Origin of the sequence: Pseudomonas fluorescens (assembly GCF_900636825.1) — a bacterium.
Lineage (GTDB): Bacteria > Pseudomonadota > Gammaproteobacteria > Pseudomonadales > Pseudomonadaceae > Aquipseudomonas > Aquipseudomonas fluorescens_BG.
In genome coordinates this window covers 4,165,883-4,183,955 of sequence record NZ_LR134318.1, presented here as the reverse complement: position 1 = coordinate 4,183,955, position 18,073 = coordinate 4,165,883, and the positions used below count along the sequence as shown (strand labels likewise).

The window sequence follows — 18,073 nt, the reverse complement described above, 5'->3', positions numbered from 1 at the left end:
CACGGGTGCCGGCCGCCAGCGATCCCCGCGCGGCGGAGCACAGCAGATTTAAGCGCGTCGGGGAGCGGAACCTTAGCGCGTAAAGCGCCTGCTCGACAATGGGCAAATAGGTGTTTGGAACACAGCGCTAGTCCGCCAGCGATTGGGCGAAAGCCTTGCACACGCTGTCATGGGAAAACTCATCGGCATGTTGCTCGACCCATTGCAGGGCCAGGGCCTGAATATCCTGCAGATCATCGTGGGCGTCGTTCATGCGGCAGTAACGCTCGATTTGACACACCTGTTCACCCATTCGCGCACTGAACAGCGTCTGCTCATCGGTGAACGCGATGCCCACCAGATAGCCTTTTTTGCGCCGCAAACACCATGCGACGTAGCCTGGATAACAGATATCGGCGTTGACTGTGGGCAGACGGACTTGCAACGCGGTGCCATGGCGCCAGGCACGGTGGTAATTGCAAGCGATGCCGCCGAGGCTGATAGTGTGCAGCCGGTGTCTGGAAATGCATTCAGGCTTGAGCAAGGTCAATTCAACCGGTACTTCGTCCGGATGAGGTATGAAACGTCCCATGAGCACAGACTCCCTGTGTCAGCCATTTGACATTGTTTCCTCCAGTATAGTGGTCGAATCCGAACTGACCGATTTCGACGCCGACCAGCGGCTACTGGCGATGAGCGGCGTTTCACTGGTGATTTTCACCAGCGTCGGCTGCGCCAGTTGCCGCTATGCCCGCGAAGTATTGCCGACACTCGGTCTGGCGGTTGATCGGCTGTGCTGGATCGATGCCGGGGACAACGGCGGATTGGTGGAGCGTTATCAGGTTTTCCATTTGCCGGCGCTGTTTGTCGTGCGCGACGGTGAGTTCTTTGGCGCATTGCACGCGCGCCTGACCGCCGAAGCACTCAACGAGGGATTGGCGCAGGCGCTGAATCGAATCGCAGAGGAGTTGCCATGATGGCGGCAGTCAACAAACCGGTGATCGGGATTATCGGTACCGGTGCAATCGGTGGTTTCTACGGGGTAATGCTGGCGCGCGCCGGGTTCGATGTGCACTTTTTATTGCGCAGCGAGTTTTCGGCAGTGGCCGAGCGAGGATTACACATTAACAGTGCGGTGCACGGCCCGCTGACGCTGCATCCGGCTCAGGCCTATTCTGCGGCCGAGGACATGCCCAAGTGCGACTGGCTGCTGATAGGCGCGAAAACTACCAGCAACGTCGATCTGGCACCGGCGATCCTGCAAGCGGCAAAACCTGACGCGAAAGTCCTGTTGCTGCAAAACGGTCTGGATGTCGAGGACAGCCTGCGCCCTTTGCTGCCCGATTCACTGCACCTGCTCGGTGGTCTGTGCCTGATCTGCGTGCATCGCGATGGCCCGGGGCTGATCACCCATCAGGCGCTCGGTATGGTCAGTGTCGGTTATCACAGCGGCGCGGCGGCGGATCAGCAGGCGCGGATGGCGATTGTCGAGGAAGGTGCCGGCCTGTTCGGCGCGGCCGGCGTAGAATCCCGGGCCATCCCCGATCTGCAGCAGGCGCGCGGGCAGAAACTGGTGTGGAATATTCCTTATAACGGCCTTTCGGTGCTGCTCGGTGCCGGCACCTCGCCGCTGATGGCCGATGCCGACAGCCGTGGGCTGATTCAGGCGCTGATGGCCGAAGTCGTGCAAGGTGCCACGGCATGCGGCCACGAAATACCGCCGGGCTACGCTGACTACCTGTTCACGATGACCGAGAAAATGCCCGACTATTGGCCGAGCATGCACCACGATTTTGTGCATAAACGACCGCTGGAGCTCGAGGCCATTTACGCTCGGCCACTGGCAGCGGCAAAAGCGGCGGGCTGTGATTTGCCGCGTATCGATGCGCTGTACCGCACTTTGCGATTCATTGACCGACGCAACGCGTGAGTCGGTCCGCTCCGGGGGAAAGCATGGCCAATAACATTGATGACAAACTGGTGCTGGCGATTTCATCGCGTGCGCTGTTCGATCTGAGCGAGAGCCACAAGGTCTACCTGTCCAGCGGCGTCGAAGCCTACCGGCAGTATCAGATCGATCACGAGGACGAAATCCTTGCGCCCGGCGATGCGTTCCCGCTGGTGGAAAAACTGCTGAATCTCAATAGTCGCCTCGGTCGTGCGCGGGTCGAAGTCATCCTCGTTTCGCGCAACAGCGCCGACACCGGGTTGCGCGTATTCAACTCGATTCACCATTACGGTCTGGCGATTTCCCGCGCGGCGTTTGTCGGCGGGCGCAGTCCGTATCCGTATCTGAAAGCCTTCGGTTGCGACTTGTTTCTTTCCACCCATGCCGAGGACGTGCGCGCCGCACTGGACGCCGGGTTCGCCGCCGCGACAATTTTGTCCGGCGGTGCCAGTCGCGCGGCCAGCGACGAATTGCGCATCGCCTTCGACGGTGACGCGGTAATTTTTTCCGACGAGTCGGAGCGGGTTTATCAGTCGGGCGGACTGGAAGCGTTTCAGGCCAAGGAGCGCGAAGCGGCCCGCGAACCATTGCGGGGCGGACCGTTCAAGGGGTTTCTGGCGGCGCTCAATCTGTTGCAGCGCGAGTTTCCCGACGACGATTGCCCGATTCGCACGGCGCTGGTGACTGCGCGCTCGGCGCCGGCGCACGAGCGGGTGATCCGCACCTTGCGCGAGTGGGATATCCGTCTCGACGAATCGCTGTTTCTTGGTGGGCTGACCAAATCGGCGTTCCTCGAAGCATTCGCTGCCGACGTGTTCTTCGACGATCAGGCCGGCCATTGCGAACTGGCGCGCGAAGTCGTCGCCACCGGCCACGTGCCTCATGGCATCAGCAACGAACCGTCGATTTAAAACGCTGTGGTTCAAGACGTTACGCCGCACGTCGTACTCGCCAAGGCACTGCTAAGCTGAATCAATCTCCGCCATGTTGGTCGCGAGGAGGTCATATGATTCGCTCGATGCTGTATGCCACCGACCTCGGTCTGTACGCGCCGTTGGTGATGCAGCACGCCCTGGCGTTAGCGCGGACGTTCAATGCCGATTTGTATGTGGTGCACGCGGTTGAACCGATGGGGCTGTTCGCCGAATCGGTGTTGCAGAGCTATCTCGATGAGCAGTCATTGAACGAATTCCATAGCCAGGGTCTGAAAACAGTCATCGCCAGCATCGAGCAGCGAGTGCTCGACAGTTTCCGCGAAGAATTGGGGGAAGAGGGCGAGCAGGATCTGCAACGCATCCGTGCCGTGCGCGTGGTGCAGGGCGATCCGTCGCAGGTGATTCTCGACCAGGTACAGAAACTCTCGGTCGATTTGCTGATCGTAGGAAGCCACAGCCACGGGGTGGGGGCGGAAACGCCGTTAGGGCGCACGGCGGCTCGGGTCCTGCAATTGGCCAAGGTGCCGGTTTATCTGGTGCCACTGGTGGAGCGTCGGCGGCGTGAAGATCGCTGATGCGGGAATAATGGCACTTTGATAAAAAAGTTCTAGATTTATTCTTCAAACCATTAATATAGTTATATACCGTCGCTGATGCCCGTGGCGTCTATCTGCTTTGAGGGATACATATGAAGCTTCAACAATTGCGCTACATCTGGGAAGTGGCGCACCACGACCTCAACGTTTCCGCTACAGCCCAAAGCCTTTACACCTCGCAACCGGGCATCAGTAAACAAATCCGCCTGCTGGAAGACGAACTCGGCGTCGAAGTGTTCGCCCGCAGCGGCAAGCACCTGACCCGCGTCACCCCGGCCGGCGAGCGCATCATCACCACCGCTGGCGAGATTTTGCGCAAGGTGGAAAGCATCAAGCAGATCGCCCAGGAATTTTCCAACGAGAAGAAGGGCACGCTGTCGATCGCCACTACGCATACCCAGGCGCGTTACGCGTTGCCGCCGGTGATCAGCAATTTCATCAAGCAATATCCTGACGTGGCGCTGCACATGCACCAGGGTTCGCCGATGCAGATCGCCGAAATGGCCGCGGACGGTACCGTCGATTTCGCCATTGCCACCGAAGCGCTGGAGCTGTTCGGCGATCTGGTGATGATGCCGTGCTACCGCTGGAACCGTTGCGTGGTCGTGCCTCAGGGCCACCCGCTGACCAAGCTGCCGAAGCTGACCCTGGAAGCCCTGGCCGAATACCCGATCGTGACGTACGTATTCGGTTTCACCGGTCGTTCCAAGCTCGATGAAGCGTTCAGCCATCGTGGCCTGACGCCGAAAGTGGTGTTTACCGCCGCCGACGCCGACGTGATCAAAACCTACGTGCGCCTTGGTCTGGGCGTAGGCATCGTCGCTAAAATGGCGGTCGATACCAAACTCGACAACGATTTGGTGGTGCTGGATGCCAGCGAGCTGTTCGAGTCGAGCATCACCAAGATCGGCTTCCGTCGCGGTACCTTTCTGCGCGGTTTCATGTGCGACTTCATCGAGAAGTTCGCCCCGCATCTGACTCGCGAAGTCATGGCCAAAGCCATTCAGTGTCACAACAAGCAGGAACTGGAAGAGCTCTTCGACGGCGTCGAATTGCCGGTTCACTGATCCTTCGTTTCAGAGCACCTCGGTAACAGCGAACTGTTGCCGGGTGCCGGCCACCAGAATCTCCACCTCATCGCCCTCGAACTTGCCCAGCAGGCTTTTGCCCAGCGGTGAGCGCGGGGTGATGACGGTAATCGGCTGGCCGACCACATCAACTTTCAGGCCCGCCGCATCCGGCGCCAGAAACAGCCATTGCTCGCGACCCTTTTCGTCTTCCAGACCGAGCAGGGCGCCGACTTCAATGCGACGCTGTTCATCATAGGCGCGCAACGTCAGGTTCTGGCACAGCGCCAGTGACTGGCGGATTTCCTCGACCCGTTTCGCCTGACCCGCCGCCAGATAAGACGCCTCGAGCCCGAGCGTGTCGTATTTGTTTTCGGCGATATTTTCTTCGTGGGTCGCGGTTTCGTAGGCGGTTTGCGCGGCGCGTTCGGCGATGTCGAGGTCGAAGCGCAATTTTTCCAGAATCAGTTGGTGGACACTGTGCTTGTTCATGATCAATCGCAAAATTGCAAAACGTTGGCGCGACTCTTTTCGCTGGGAGCCGTCTGATCCTGCTGCAACCAGAACTGGCATTTAGGGTTCGACTGATTACGATTATTGCTGCGGGCCTGATCGAGGCGCACCTGTTGCTCGCGCTTGCGCAGGTTTTCTTCGTACTGATCGAACAAAGGACTTTGCGGAGGGATATCCGGCCGCACTACCGGTGCCGCTGCTGGTGCCGGCGGATTGGCCAGTTGCTGCACCGCTTGGGCGACGGGCGCCAGCTCTTCCGTGAACAGCAAGCGTGACAGCAGCCAGCAGGTCAGCGCGATGGCAAGGAAACCCAGCCACATGCCCAAGGCAATGCTGCCGGTCAACTGCAGCACACTAAGCTGAACAGGCAAGGGGCGACGCGGATTTGGGCGATAGGGCATGGCTGCCTCCTGGCGGATGGTGTCGGGCGAGTGGCGATTGTCGCACGAAGATTAATCGCCGTCGGCTCTTCTGCGCGAGGTGATTTATGCGGACAATCGGCGCTTTTGCCAACGGGAGATTTGCATGCCGGTACTGAAAACCCGCTGGGATATTTTTTGCACGGTCGTCGACAACTATGGCGACATTGGCGTGACCTGGCGTCTGGCCCGGCAATTGGTGGCTGAACATGGGCTCGACGTGCGCTTGTGGGTTGATGACCTGCGCGCTTTCGAACGCATCTGCCCGCAGATCGACATCGATGCCGCGCAGCAATCGCAGCAGGGCGTAGACGTGCGTCATTGGCCTGCCGAGTGGTCGCACGCCGAGGCGGCAGACGTCGTGATTGCTGCATTCGCCTGTCAATTGCCGGGCGATTACATGGAAGCCATGGCAGCGCGGGAGCAGCCGCCATTGTGGATGAACCTCGACTATCTCAGCGCCGAAGACTGGGTGGTGGGCTGCCACGGTTTGCCGTCGGTCAAATTCAAATCGGTGCAGAAGTATTTTTTCTTTCCGGGGTTTCAGCCGGGGACCGGCGGACTGCTGCGTGAACGAGGATTGCTCGAGCAGCGTCGGCAATTTCAGCAGGATCGCCGGGCGCAGCGACAATTCCTGCAAGCGCTGGGCATCGATCCTGCGCCCGACGCGCAACTGATCTCGCTGTTCGCCTATGAAAACCCCGGGTTGGCCGGTTGGCTCGACGTGCTGGCCAGCGATCGGCAATCGACCCACCTGCTGGTGCCGGAAGGACGGATTCTCGGCGATGTCGCGCGCTGGCTCGAAGTGGAAACCCTGACCGTCGGCGCGATTCATGTGCGCGAGTCGCTGACCGTGCAAGTGCTGCCGTTCGTCCGACAGGATCAATACGATCATTTGCTCTGGTGCTGCGATTTCAACGCGGTGCGCGGCGAGGATTCGTTCGTTCGCGCGCAATGGGCCGGGCGGCCGATGCTCTGGCACATCTATCAGCAGGACGAAGACATTCACTTGGACAAGCTCGACGCTTTCCTGGCGCTCTACACCAAGGGCTTGTCGCCGGCCGCGGCCGAGGCGATGAACGGTCTCTGGCGCGCGTGGTGTGCGGGGCAACCCATCGGCGAACACTGGCTCACGGCCCGTGAACACTGGCCGCAATTGCAGGAAAACGCCGAAGCGTGGTGTCTGGAACAAGGCTTGCAGGCGGATCTTGCCGCAGCGCTGGTACAGTTTTACCTAAATTGGATATGATACGCGGCCTAGATTTTTGTAAATCCCATCCAAATTCGGATATTCGCAATGAAAACTGGTAAAGAACTCAAACCCGGTACCGTGATCCGTATCGACAACGATCCTTGGCTGGTTCAGAAAGCTGAATTCACCAAATCGGGCCGTAACAGCGCGATCATGAAGACCAAGCTGAAGAACCTGCTGACCGGTTACAAGACCGAAACCGTTTACGGTGCGGACGACAAACTGGACGACGTGATCCTGGATCGCAAAGAAGCCACCCTGTCTTTCATCAGCGGTGACTCCTACACGTTCATGGACACCACCGACTACACCATGTACGAGCTGAACGCTGAAGACATCGAAGCCGTTCTGCCGTTCGTGGAAGAAGGCATGACCGACGTTTGCGAAGCAGTGTTCTTCGAAGAGCGTCTGGTTTCCGTAGAGCTGCCGACCACTATCGTGCGTCAGGTTGACTACACCGAAGGTTCCGCTCGCGGTGACACTTCCGGCAAGGTGATGAAGCCTGCCAAACTGAAGAACGGTACCGAGCTGTCGGTTGCTGACTTCATCGAAATCGGCGACATGATCGAGATCGATACCCGCGAAGGCGGTTCCTACAAAGGCCGTGCGAAATAAGCACTGCTTTCTGCGGAAAGAAAAAACCCGACCATTGAGTCGGGTTTTTTTATGCCTGCGGGATTTGCATCAACACGAATCCGTTGTAGGAGTTTACTTCAGGTGTTCCTTGAGCTCCTGCGCAGCCTGCAACATCGCCGAACGCACCGCCGGCACTTGGCTGACCACGTTGAGCAAACCGTAATCGTGGATCATGCCGTTGTAACGCACTGCCGTCACCGGCACACCAGCCTCGTCGAGTTTGCGTGCATAAGCCTCGCCTTCATCCCGCAATACATCGGCACCGGCAGTCTGCACCAGCGCTGGCGGCAAACCTTTGAGCTGCGCAATAGTGGCGCGCAGCGGTGAAGCGTAGATCTCGTTACGCTGCTTGGCGTCGGTGGTGTAGTTGTCCCAGAACCACTTCATCATGTTGCGAGTGAGGAAGTGCCCTTCGGCGTACTGGTTGTAGGAACCGGTGTCGAAGTTGGCGTCGGTCACCGGCCACAGCAGCACCTGGAATTTGATCGCCGGGGTGCCCTTGACTTTGGCCATCAGCGCCACAACTGCCGCCATGTTGCCACCGACGCTGTTGCCGGCCACCGCCAGACGCTTGCCATCGACGTTGATCTCTTTGCCATGTTCCGCCACCCATTTGGTCGCGGCATAGGCCTGGTTGATTGCCACCGGGTAATGCGCTTCCGGCGAAGGGGTGTAATTGACGAACACCGCCGCCGCCCCCGAGCCGACCACCAGATCCCGCACCAGACGTTCGTGAGTCGGGAAATCCCCCAGCACCCAGCCGCCACCGTGGAAGAACATGAACACCGGCAGCTCACCTTTGACCGCGGCCGGCCGGACGATGGTCAGGCTCAACGGTTGGCCATCGACCTGGACGGTCTTCTCGCTGACATCGGCTTCGGGCAACGTCAACTTGACCCCGGACTGCGCGCCAACCAGCACGGCGCGGGCATCCTTGGGCGAAAGCTGCTCGATCGGCTTGCCGCTGCCGGCATTCAGCGCATCGAGGAATGACTGGGTGTTGTGTTCGACATCACCGGCAAAAGCGCTGTGCACCGACAGGGCGAGAAGGGTACCGGTCAAGACTTTGCTGAAAGTGTTCATGTTCAATTTCCATGTTCGGGCCGGGGGCTTCGGTGGTTACACAGTCACGTGCAGACGGACATCGACGTTGCCACGGGTGGCGTTGGAGTACGGGCAGACCTGGTGCGCAGCGTCGACCAGCGATTGCGCGTCGGCTTGTTCCAGGCCTGGCAGACTGATGTGCAAGTCGATGTCCAGACCGAAACCGCCAGGGATCTGCCCGATACCGACGTGGGCGGTGATCGAAGCGTCGTCGGGAATCTTGCGTTTGGTCTGGCTGGCGACGAATTTCAGTGCGCCGATAAAGCAGGCCGAGTAACCGGCAGCGAACAGTTGTTCAGGGTTGGTTGCCGCACCGCCAGCACCGCCAAGCTCTTTTGGCGTGGCCAGTTTGACGTCGAGCACGTTGTCGCTGGAGATCGCGCGACCGTCACGGCCGCCAGTGGAAGTTGCGATTGCGGTGTAGAGAGTTTGCATGATGTGAGCCTCATTGGTTGTGGTGTTGTGCGCTAATTGTTTGCGCGCTAATTAGGTGTGAAGAGAATGTATAGCGCTAATGTTTAGTGCGCAAGATAAATTTTTAACAAAAAGCGCGTTTTGCTCAATGGCTAAGCATGGAAGGGGGACGCAAGGCTTGATTTAGACGGCTTGGCGAGGAAATACAGGCGTGAAAAATATTTTTGTTGGCGCTGAAATCAATGTGGGAGCGGGCTTGCCCGCGAAGACGGTGTGTCAGTCACAATGATGTCGGCTGACAGGTCGCCATCGCGGGCAAGCCCGCTCCCACAGGGACAGTGTTGTGCTCGGAAATGGGATCAGGTCAGGCTGTCTTGCAGATGCCCCCGCAACGCCTGCAGCTCGGCTTGCAGCTTCTGCAAGCGCTCAAGGGTGAAGCCGCTGGCGCCGAGAATGCACTGCGGCACGGTTTGCGCTTTATCGCGCAAGGCCCGGCCTGCTTCGGTCAGTTCGACGATCACCACTCGCTCATCTTCGCGACTGCGGGTGCGGCTGAGCAGACCTTCGCCTTCCAGACGCTTGAGCAACGGCGTCAGCGATCCCGGATCTGTCAGCAGGCGTGCGCTGATTTCTCCTACGGTCAAACCGTCCTTCTCCCACAACACCATCATCGCCAGATACTGCGGATAGGTCAGGCCCAGCGCCTGCAACAGTGGCTTGTAGACCTTGGTCATCATCAGTGAGGTCGAGTGAAGGGCGAAGCACGCCTGATTGTCGAGCAGCAGGTCGTCGCAGTTGTCGCGTTCGGAAGTCATGTCAAAGCCTTGATCGTTGATCGTTCAGAATCTAGCGCTCGAACCTTTAATGCGCCAGATAAATATGCCCTGCGTTAGTGTTGAGCGAATTGCCGCTGCAGCGCCAGATCCCATGGCGGCACGGGTCTGAAGCGCGACTTCAGATATTCCAGCAACAACCGGCCACGCGAATGAATCTGCTGTTCCATGCGCAGTGCATAGATGCCCGCCGGCTCCGGCGGCGGCAGGCCGTTTTGGCAAAACAGCGGCAGCAGATCGCCACGCAACAGGTATTCGCTGGCCAACCAGGTCGGCAGGTGTGCGACGCCCAGACCCGCCGCCGCGCCACACGCCAGTGCCTCCGCATTGTTTGCGCTCAGGCGTACCCGGGACGGTCGGTGCAATTGCATCTGCCCGTCCACCTCGAATTTCCACGCGAAGGGCGGGGCGAGGCCTTCCCAATCCAGGCCATCATGGTTGGCCAACTGCGCAGGATGGTCGGGCACGCCGCGACGCTTGAGATAATCGGGACTGGCGCAGGCCACGCGGACGATGCTTGCCAGCGGCGTGGCGACCCGCCGCGAATCAGCCAGTTGCCCCGCCCGCAGCACCAGATCGACTTTGCCCAGGTTGGCCCCGGCCATGTCGATGAAGCTGTCGATCAGGTGGATCTGCACGTCGAGTCCCGGATACAGAAGCAGGAAATCAGCGATCACCGGCGCCAGATGCCGACGCCCGAACGCCGCCGGTGCGTCGATGCGAATCAGGCCTTCCGGCGCGCTGCTCAGGGATACGGCCTCGGCGCGCGCCAGTTGCAGCTCGGCGATGATCCGGCGCGCCCGTTCGGCAAACGCCAGACCGGCCGACGTCGGCAGCACGGCATGGGTGCTGCGCACGAACAGCTGGCTGCCCACCGCACTTTCCAGGCTGTCGATACGCCGGGCCACGGCGGAAGGCGTCAGCGGATGGCGACGCGAGGCGGCGGAAAAACTGCCACTCTCTAGTACGTCGAGGAACAATCCGAGCTGATCGGTCAGTTGATTTGGCTTCATGAGAAACACGCTTGTGCAAGATCGGCATAGCCATTGTGCGTTGCTATGCGTTTCCCCGCTAGGCGTGACTGCGTAGCATGACTGGCATGACCCAAGAGGATGACTGTCGTGATGGATTTTCTGTTGTACCTGCTGTTCGGCGCTGCCCTCGGGACTTTGGGCGGAATCTTTGGCATTGGCGGTGGCTTGATCGCCATTCCTTTGTTGGGCGTGTGGTTCGGGCTTGATCAGCAGATCGCTCAAGGCACGGCGTTGGTGATGGTGGTACCGAACGTAATGCTCGCCCTGTGGCGCTATCACCAACGCAATCGCATCGAATTGCGCCATGCATTGCCGTTGGCCGTGATGGGATTCTGCTTCGCCTGGCTCGGCTCGATCTGGGCGGTGGGCATCGATGCGCAAACCATGCGCATCGGCTTCGTCGCTTTTCTGGTGGCGCTGTCGGCCTACAACCTGGTGAAAATGTTCGGGCGCCGACCCGCGCCAACTGCCGAAATGCGCCATTCATGGCCTTGGCTCGGTGTGCTCGGCGCGGCGTCTGGGGCCATGGGCGGCTTGTTCGGAGTGGGCGGCGCGGTCGTCGCAACGCCGGTGTTGACCAGCCTGTTCGGCACCACGCAGGTGGTCGCGCAGGGTTTGTCTTTGGCGCTGGCGTTGCCGAGTACCGGCGTGACGCTGGTGACCTACGCGGTGCACCACGAAGTGAACTGGATGATTGGCTTGCCGTTAGCCATTGGCGGCCTGGCCAGCATCAGTTGGGGCGTGAAAATCGCCCACGCCATGCCGGAAAAGCAACTGCGCGGGCTGTTCTGCGGTTTTCTCGTGCTCTGTGCGGTGATGCTCGCGTTTAAAGTTTAAAGCCTTCAACGATGTGTTCGGCCAGGCACTCGGTGATCGGCGAAGGATTGTTCAGGTTGCGGATCAGCATGATGCTGGCTTCAGGCAACACCGGCAGATCTTCGGCAGCACCGAGAATGCGCATGTCCGGGGTGATCAGACTCTCCAGTTGCGCGGTGATCGCCAGACCCGCGCTGACCACGGCCATCAGCGCCGACAAACTGCTACTGTTGTAAGCGATCCGGTAGTCACGGCCCATCGCGTCCAGCGCGTTACACGCCCATAAACGGCAGAAGCAATCACTGTTGAACATCGCCAGCGGCAGCGGCGTTTGTTCATGGGCGCTGAAGTTTTGCGCCTCGGCCCAGACAAAACGCTCCTTGCGCAGCAGCTGGCCGATTTCATTTCCCGGCTCGCGGGTGACGATCGACAAGTCGAGGTCGGTGCGTTGCAGCAATTGTTTACTCGACTCGCAATGCACTTCGATCTGGATCAACGGATAGAACTGCGCGAACCGCGAAAGAATTCCCGGCAGAAACCGCATCACGTAATCATCCGGCGTGCCGATCCGAACGGTGCCGACCATGTGCGGCTCACGCAAGGTGTTGAACACTTCACTGTGCAATTTGAGGATCCGTCGCGCATAACCGAGCAGCACTTGGCCTTCGGCCGTCAGCCGCACCTGGCGACCGTCGCGCTCGAACAACTGGCGCTGCAGCACGTCTTCTTCCAGACGTTTCATCTGCATGCTCACCGCCGACTGCGTGCGATTGACCATCTCACCCGCACGAGTGAAACCGCCCTGATCGGCAATTGCGACGAAGGTGCGCAGGACATCGGTATCAATACTGGGATAAGCGGACAATTGATGAATCTCCGTGATGCATGCCATCAGAAACATTCGTTGGATTGATCTTAGCGCCGGCGCGACACTTGAGCCATCCACAAAAGGAGGCAAGACGATGAAAGGTCAAAGAGAGTACGCAAGCGAGGCACAGCTGTCGGGACACGGGCATATCGTTTCCGATCTGCTGCACAAATTCAGCCGTTGGTACGAACTGCATCGTGAACGGGAAATGCTCGCCGGTTTGAGCGATGAAGCGTTGAAGGACATCGGCATCAGTCGCGCCGACGTCGAACACGAAACCGTCCGGCCGTTCTGGGACGATCCGATGCATAAATGATGAGGCCATCGCTACACAAACCCCTTTCAGGTGAGGTAGGTTGCGAGCAGACATGGAGGAATAAATGCCCGCGACAGTGTCTCTTTCCGTCAAACAGGCGCGACGTCTGGCGCTGGCGGCCCAAGGATACAATGGGCGCCAGCCGCCGCTCGTCAACGCCGCGCATGTCAACCGCCTGATCGAACGGCTGGGCGTGGTGCAAATCGACTCCGTCAATGCCGTGGTGCGCTCGCACTATCTGCCGCTGTTTTCCCGTCTCGGTTCTTATTCTTCCGACTTGCTCGACCAGGCTGCCTGGAGTTCGGGGCGTCGTCGCACTCTGTTTGAATATTGGGGGCACGAAGCGTCGCTGTTGCCGCTGGCGATGTATCCGCTGATGCACTGGCGCATGCAGCGTGCCAGACGTGGCGAGGACATCTATCAGCAATTGGCCAAATTCGGTCGCGAGCAGCAGGAAACCGTTCGCCGCGTGCTGGCTGCAGTGGAGCAGCAGGGCGCATTGGGCGCGGGCAGTTTGTCGACCCGCGCAGACAAGGCCGGGCCATGGTGGGACTGGAGCGCCGAAAAGCTCGCGCTGGAATGGTTATTCGCTGCCGGTGAAGTGACCGTGGCGAGTCGCCGTGGTTTTGAACGTTTGTACGATTTGCCGGAGCGGGTGATTCCTGCGGCGATCCTGCAACAGTCGATGCCCGAGGAATCCGCAGCGCAGCGTGGTCTATTGCTGCATGCAGCGCAGGCCTTGGGCGTCGGCACGGAGAAGGATCTGCGCGACTATTTCCGCCTGAGTCCGACGGATGCGCGACCGCGGCTTGCGGAACTGGTCGAGACGGGGCAACTGCAGACGTGCGCGGTCGCCGGTTGGCGGCAAATCGCCTATTGCCTGCCCGAGCCGAAAGTGCCGCGCAAGGTGATCGCCAGTGCGCTGCTGTCGCCATTCGATTCGCTGATCTGGGAACGCAGCCGCACCGAGCGGTTGTTCGATTTCCGCTATCGCCTGGAAATCTACACGCCGCAGCACAAGCGCGTTTATGGCTATTACGTGTTGCCGTTTTTACACAATGAGCGGGTTGCCGCGCGGATCGATTTGCGTGCCGAGCGCGCGACGGGGCAGTTGGCGGTGCATGCGGTGCACGAGGAAGAGCCAGGGCTGGACGAGGAGGGCATGCTGGCGCTGGCGCTGAATTTGCGGCGGATGGCGCAGTGGTTGGGGCTTGAGCGGGTGCAGCTCAACTGTCAGCGCGAAAGTGCCGCGCGGTTGCGGGTGGCATTCGCCAAAATCGACACCCCCCTGTAGGAGCTGCCGAAGGCTGCGATCTTTTGATTTTTGTTTTTCAAGATCAAAATCAAAAGATCGCAGCCTTCGGCAGCTCCTACACGTGTTGCGGTCTAGCGCCGGACCATTGTCTGCGCGCGAGTGCCGCGCGGTTGCGGGTGGCATTCGCCAAAATCGACAACCCCCTGTAGGAGCTGCCGAAGGCTGCGATCTTTTGATTTTTGTTTTTCAAGATCAAAATCAAAAGATCGCAGCCTTCGGCAGCTCCTACACTGGTTGCGGGTTAGCGCCGGATCATTGTCTGCGCGCGAGTGCGGCTCGGTTGCGGGTGGCAATGGCCCAATTGAGCGGCCTCCTGTAGGAGCTGCGGCACGCTGCGATCTTTTGATCTTGTTTTTGAAGATCAAGATCAAGAGATCGCAGCCTTCGGCAGCTCCTACACCGGTTGCGGGTTAGCGCCGGACCATTGTCTGCGCGCGAGTGCGGCTCGGTTGCGGGTGGCATTCGCCATAATCGACCACCCCCTGTAGGAGCTGCGGCACGCTGCGATCTTTTGATCTTGTTTTTGAAGATCAAGATCAAAAGATCGCAGCCTTCGGCAGCTCCTACACCGGTTGCGGGTTAGCGTCGGACCTGTTTCAAGGTTTCGGCAATCAAAAATGCCAATTCCAGCGACTGATCGGCATTCATCCGTGGGTCGCAGTGGGTGTGATAGCGGTCCGACAAACCGTCTTCGGTAATCGGCCGTGCGCCGCCGATGCACTCAGTGACGTTCTGCCCGGTCATCTCGATGTGAATACCGCCGGCATAACTGCCTTCCGCCTCGTGTACCTGGAAGAACTGCTTCACTTCGCCGAGGATCTGCGCAAAGTCGCGGGTCTTGTAGCCGCTGCTCGCCTTGATCGTGTTGCCGTGCATCGGGTCGGAACTCCACAGCACTTGCTTGCCCTCGCGCTGCACCGCCTGGATCAGCGCCGGCAAGTGATCGCCGACCTTGTTCGCCCCCATCCGCGCGATCAGGTTCAGACGACCTGGATCGTTGTCCGGGTTGAGCACGTCGATCAGACGGATCAGGTCGTCGGTGTTCATGCTTGGCCCGACCTTGACCCCGATCGGATTGTTCACACCGCGCAAAAATTCGACGTGCGCGCCGTCAAGCTGACGGGTGCGGTCGCCGATCCACAGCATGTGTGCCGAGCAATCGTAGTAATCGTTAGTCAGGCTGTCGCGGCGCACGAAAGCTTCTTCGTAGTTCAGCAGCAACGCTTCGTGGGCAGTGAAGAAACTGGTTTCACGCAGTTGCGGCGAGCTGTCCATGCCGCAGGCGCGCATGAACGCCAGCGTCTCGTCGATGCGGTCGGCGAGGTGGCTGTATTTTTCGGCAAGCGCAGAATTGGCGATGAAATCGAGGTTCCATTTGTGCACTTGATGCAGGTCGGCAAAACCGCCCTGAGCAAAGGCGCGCAACAAATTGAGCGTGGCGGTGGATTGGTGATACGACTGCAGCAGACGCTCCGGGTCCGGCACACGGCTCTTTTCGTCGAAGCCGATGCCGTTGACGATGTCACCGCGATAAGCCGGCAGCGTCACGCCATCAATGGTTTCGTCGTTGGCCGAGCGCGGCTTGGCGAACTGACCGGCCATGCGCCCGACCTTGACCACCGGGCAACCGGCCGCGAAGGTCATGACGATTGCCATTTGCAGCAACACTTTGAAGGTGTCGCGAATCTTCGCGGCCGAGAACTCAGCGAAGCTTTCCGCGCAATCGCCGCCCTGCAACAGAAATGCGCGGCCCTGAGTGACTTCGGCAAACTGCCGCCGCAGCTCGCGTGCCTCACCGGCGAACACCAGCGGCGGATAACTGGCCAGGGTTTGCTCGACCTGACGCAGGTGCGCCGCGTCGGGGTATTGCGGTTGTTGCTGGATCGGCAGGGCACGCCAGCTGTCAGGGCTCCACGGTTGGCTCATCACGGTCTCGAAGTTCATGCGCAGGGAAGCGCCATGGTATCAGCAAATTAGTGCGTGACCTGTTCCCGCCCCATCGCCGACAATCGCCGCTTTGCCACGGCGCCACAGCGGTGCCATCGCGTCACCGCGCCCGGTGACCATCAGGAGACGAAATGACTGAGGAGCGCGTCGAGCATCTGCTCGCCGAAGTACAGGATGAGTTCGGCGTGATTCGCGTGCTGGAAGTGGCTGACTACCGGTTTCTCGAATTCGGCGATGCGATCGAGCAGAGCTGCGTGTTCACCGCCGACCCGAGCTGGCTGGAATACGACTATACCCGCGCGATGCTGATCGGCGCGTTGTGCCATGAGCAGCCGGAAAGTGCGCTGTTCCTTGGGCTTGGCGCCGGTACGCTGACCCAGGCCTGCCTCAAGTTTCTACCGCTGGAAGATGTTGAGGCCATTGAATTGCGTCCGGATGTGCCACGTCTGGCCATTGAATACCTTGGGCTGGATGACGATCCACGCCTGTACATCCGCGTCGGCGATGCGCTTGAGCTGCTGCCGACCGCCGAGCCTGCGGATCTGATTTTCGTCGATCTTTATACCGATGTCGGCCCCGGTGTCGGGCATTTGGCCTGGAGTTTCCTTGGCGATTGTCAGAAACGCCTGAATCCGGGCGGCTGGCTGGTGATCAATCAATGGGCGACCGATGACGGCAAACCGCTGGGCGCGGCGTTGCTGCGCGGGCTCTATCACCGGCATTACTGGGAGCTGCCGGTGAAGGAAGGCAACGTGATTCTGATTGTGCCGGCGGATCTGGATCAGATGCTGGACATGCAGGCGCTGGCGGCCCGGGCTGAAGCATTGGCGCCGCAGTTGGGGTATTCGTTGCAATCGTTGATCAATGCGATTCGTCCAGCGACTTGAGTGGCGACCCCGTCATCTGTAGGAGCTGCCGAAGGCTGCGATCTTTTGATCTTGTTTTTTCAAAAGCAAAAGAACGCAGCCTTCGGCAGCTCCTGCAAGGATGGCTCGTCAGCATCCTTTGAAACTGCCGGGCCGCCGCTCCACCAGCGACCGCACCCCCTCCTTGGCATCTTCGGTGGCCAGCAGTTTTTTCACCAGCGCCGGCAACCCTTGGGCCGCCGCAGTCTCACCTTCATAGCGTGCCTGTCGCGCCGACATCAACGTCGCCTGCACCCCTAACGGTGCCTGGCGGGCGATCCGTTCGGCCAACTCGATCGCGCGCGGTAGCAGGTCTTCGCTGGCCATCACTTCCTGTACCAAGCCCAGATGCAGTGCATCGTGGGCATCGAACTCGTCGCCGGTGAGCAACCAGCGCATCGCATTGCCCCAGCCAGCGACCTGATGAAAGCGTAATGTCGCTCCGCCAAACGGAAAGATCCCACGCTGCACTTCCATTTGCGCGAAGCGGGTGTTGCTTGCGCACAGGTTGATATCGGCGGCCAGCATCAGCTCGATTCCAATGGTCAGGCAGTAACCGTGCGCGGCGACGATCACCGGTTTGCTCACCCGTGGGCCGACGAAAACGCCCCACGGATCGCAACCGCCATTCGGGACCTGCCAGCCCTCGGCGAGTGCGGCGCTCGCATTCACCAGATCCAGACCGGCGGTAAAATGCTCGCCATGCCCGAACACCACCGCGACGCGTGCCTCGCTGTCGGCCTCGAACTCGCCGTAGGCCAGGCTCAGGTCGTTGAGCAGGTCCAGATCGAACGCGTTGCGTTTGGCCGCGCGATCCAGGCCAATCAAATGGAGGTGACCACGGCGTTCACGGCTGACGCGGCCGGGGCAAGGCTGATTCATGGATAGATCCTCGGGCGGGAAGGGCGGGTGCAGCGACGGAATGCCGCACATCGGTGAATCGATTAAGCGTCATCGCCCGTGGGGCCGGGCCTTTGAAAAATAGACGCTTGTGTGATTATCCGCAAAACCCCGTGACACAGCGGCGACGCAGGGATTCAGGCGATAAAAAAAGCTCCCTTTTCGGGCGAAATCCGGTATAGTGCGCGCCGGCCTTTAACCGGGCCGCGTTTAGGTAGCGCAATTCCCGAAGTCAGCTTCGGCTGCATGTCCGCACTGCGGGCTCTTCCCGGACGA

21 protein-coding genes are annotated in these 18,073 nt (G+C 59.8%); 11 read left to right on the top strand and 10 right to left on the bottom strand.

From position 1 onward, the window contains the following. Nucleotides 1-127: 127 nt before the first annotated feature. Nucleotides 128-571 carry a PilZ domain-containing protein gene (locus tag EL257_RS18920; RefSeq protein ID WP_126365194.1) on the bottom strand — a complete coding sequence of 148 codons (444 nt, stop codon included), beginning with the start codon at nt 569-571 and terminating at the stop codon, nt 128-130. Here EL257_RS18920 and EL257_RS18915 point away from each other — a divergent pair. The 5 genes from EL257_RS18915 (at nt 570) to cysB (ending at nt 4,525) form a co-directional block, all read left to right on the top strand. Then, nucleotides 570-956 (top strand): thioredoxin family protein, encoded by a 387-nt coding sequence (locus EL257_RS18915; protein WP_126365192.1) that lies wholly within the window; start codon nt 570-572, stop codon nt 954-956. The two genes, EL257_RS18920 and EL257_RS18915, sit on opposite strands and share 2 nt — an antisense overlap. Further along, complete coding sequence (locus EL257_RS18910; protein ID WP_126365190.1) at nt 953-1,909, top strand: putative 2-dehydropantoate 2-reductase; 957 nt, start codon at nt 953-955, stop codon at nt 1,907-1,909. Before EL257_RS18915 ends, EL257_RS18910 begins: the two co-directional genes overlap by 4 nt. Before the next feature lie 23 nt (nt 1,910-1,932). Next, nucleotides 1,933-2,838, top strand: a complete 906-nt coding sequence (locus EL257_RS18905) for a 5'-nucleotidase (protein WP_126365188.1) — start codon at nt 1,933-1,935, stop codon at nt 2,836-2,838. A gap of 95 nt (nt 2,839-2,933) precedes the next feature. Then, nucleotides 2,934-3,437, top strand: coding sequence for a universal stress protein (locus EL257_RS18900; protein WP_126365185.1), 504 nt, complete (start codon nt 2,934-2,936; stop codon nt 3,435-3,437). A gap of 113 nt (nt 3,438-3,550) precedes the next feature. Next, nucleotides 3,551-4,525, top strand: a complete 975-nt coding sequence (gene cysB / locus EL257_RS18895; protein WP_007908591.1) for an HTH-type transcriptional regulator CysB — start codon at nt 3,551-3,553, stop codon at nt 4,523-4,525. Nucleotides 4,526-4,534: 9 nt separating this feature from the next. Here the strand turns inward: cysB and EL257_RS18890 are convergent, their stop codons facing one another. Continuing rightward, nucleotides 4,535-5,017 carry a GreA/GreB family elongation factor gene (locus EL257_RS18890; RefSeq protein ID WP_126365183.1) on the bottom strand — a complete coding sequence of 161 codons (483 nt, stop codon included), beginning with the start codon at nt 5,015-5,017 and terminating at the stop codon, nt 4,535-4,537. A 2-nt stretch (nt 5,018-5,019) separates the two neighbouring features. Next, nucleotides 5,020-5,439, bottom strand: a complete 420-nt coding sequence (locus EL257_RS18885; protein ID WP_126365181.1) for a hypothetical protein — start codon at nt 5,437-5,439, stop codon at nt 5,020-5,022. A gap of 124 nt (nt 5,440-5,563) precedes the next feature. Between EL257_RS18885 and earP the strand changes: the two genes are divergently transcribed. Next, nucleotides 5,564-6,706, top strand: coding sequence for an elongation factor P maturation arginine rhamnosyltransferase EarP (gene earP, locus EL257_RS18880; protein ID WP_126365179.1), 1,143 nt, complete (start codon nt 5,564-5,566; stop codon nt 6,704-6,706). A gap of 48 nt (nt 6,707-6,754) precedes the next feature. Then, entirely contained in the window at nt 6,755-7,324 is a 570-nt protein-coding gene (locus tag EL257_RS18875; RefSeq protein ID WP_123466546.1) for an elongation factor P, read from the top strand. A gap of 93 nt (nt 7,325-7,417) precedes the next feature. On the opposite strand, the gene EL257_RS18870 is transcribed toward EL257_RS18875, so the two are convergent. The 4 genes from EL257_RS18870 to EL257_RS18855 form a co-directional block, all read right to left on the bottom strand. Next, nucleotides 7,418-8,428: an alpha/beta hydrolase gene (locus EL257_RS18870; protein ID WP_126365177.1), complete on the bottom strand. Its 1,011-nt coding sequence runs from the start codon at nt 8,426-8,428 to the stop codon at nt 7,418-7,420. A gap of 36 nt (nt 8,429-8,464) precedes the next feature. Further along, complete coding sequence (locus tag EL257_RS18865; RefSeq protein ID WP_007940002.1) at nt 8,465-8,884, bottom strand: organic hydroperoxide resistance protein; 420 nt, start codon at nt 8,882-8,884, stop codon at nt 8,465-8,467. A 338-nt stretch (nt 8,885-9,222) separates the two neighbouring features. Then, nucleotides 9,223-9,678 carry a MarR family winged helix-turn-helix transcriptional regulator gene (locus tag EL257_RS18860; RefSeq protein WP_126365175.1) on the bottom strand — a complete coding sequence of 152 codons (456 nt, stop codon included), beginning with the start codon at nt 9,676-9,678 and terminating at the stop codon, nt 9,223-9,225. Nucleotides 9,679-9,752: 74 nt separating this feature from the next. Further along, nucleotides 9,753-10,709 (bottom strand): LysR substrate-binding domain-containing protein, encoded by a 957-nt coding sequence (locus EL257_RS18855; RefSeq protein ID WP_126365173.1) that lies wholly within the window; start codon nt 10,707-10,709, stop codon nt 9,753-9,755. Between the two features lie 111 nt (nt 10,710-10,820). Between EL257_RS18855 and EL257_RS18850 the strand changes: the two genes are divergently transcribed. After that, nucleotides 10,821-11,567 (top strand): sulfite exporter TauE/SafE family protein, encoded by a 747-nt coding sequence (locus EL257_RS18850; RefSeq protein WP_419866584.1) that lies wholly within the window; start codon nt 10,821-10,823, stop codon nt 11,565-11,567. Here EL257_RS18850 and EL257_RS18845 read toward each other — a convergent pair. Beyond that, nucleotides 11,557-12,411: a LysR substrate-binding domain-containing protein gene (locus EL257_RS18845; RefSeq protein WP_172604561.1), complete on the bottom strand. Its 855-nt coding sequence runs from the start codon at nt 12,409-12,411 to the stop codon at nt 11,557-11,559. The genes EL257_RS18850 and EL257_RS18845 overlap by 11 nt on opposite strands. Nucleotides 12,412-12,508: 97 nt before the next feature. Between EL257_RS18845 and EL257_RS18840 the strand changes: the two genes are divergently transcribed. Further along, the gene (locus tag EL257_RS18840; protein ID WP_126365169.1) at nt 12,509-12,730 is read left to right on the top strand and encodes a DUF1127 domain-containing protein; all 222 of its coding nucleotides are present in this window, start codon (nt 12,509-12,511) and stop codon (nt 12,728-12,730) included. Nucleotides 12,731-12,794: 64 nt separating this feature from the next. Further along, the gene (locus EL257_RS18835; protein ID WP_126365167.1) at nt 12,795-14,024 is read left to right on the top strand and encodes a winged helix-turn-helix domain-containing protein; all 1,230 of its coding nucleotides are present in this window, start codon (nt 12,795-12,797) and stop codon (nt 14,022-14,024) included. Nucleotides 14,025-14,624: 600 nt separating this feature from the next. Here the strand turns inward: EL257_RS18835 and EL257_RS18825 are convergent. After that, a complete protein-coding gene (locus EL257_RS18825) occupies nt 14,625-15,971 on the bottom strand; it encodes a class II 3-deoxy-7-phosphoheptulonate synthase (RefSeq protein WP_126368186.1) in 1,347 nt (448 codons plus the stop codon). 152 nt (nt 15,972-16,123) lie between these two features. On the opposite strand from EL257_RS18825, the gene EL257_RS18820 reads away from it, so the two are divergent. After that, entirely contained in the window at nt 16,124-16,879 is a 756-nt protein-coding gene (locus EL257_RS18820; protein ID WP_126365165.1) for a spermidine synthase, read from the top strand. A gap of 108 nt (nt 16,880-16,987) precedes the next feature. On the opposite strand, the gene EL257_RS18815 is transcribed toward EL257_RS18820, so the two are convergent. Continuing rightward, nucleotides 16,988-17,779, bottom strand: coding sequence for a crotonase/enoyl-CoA hydratase family protein (locus EL257_RS18815; RefSeq protein WP_126365163.1), 792 nt, complete (start codon nt 17,777-17,779; stop codon nt 16,988-16,990). Nucleotides 17,780-18,073: the final 294 nt, after the last annotated feature.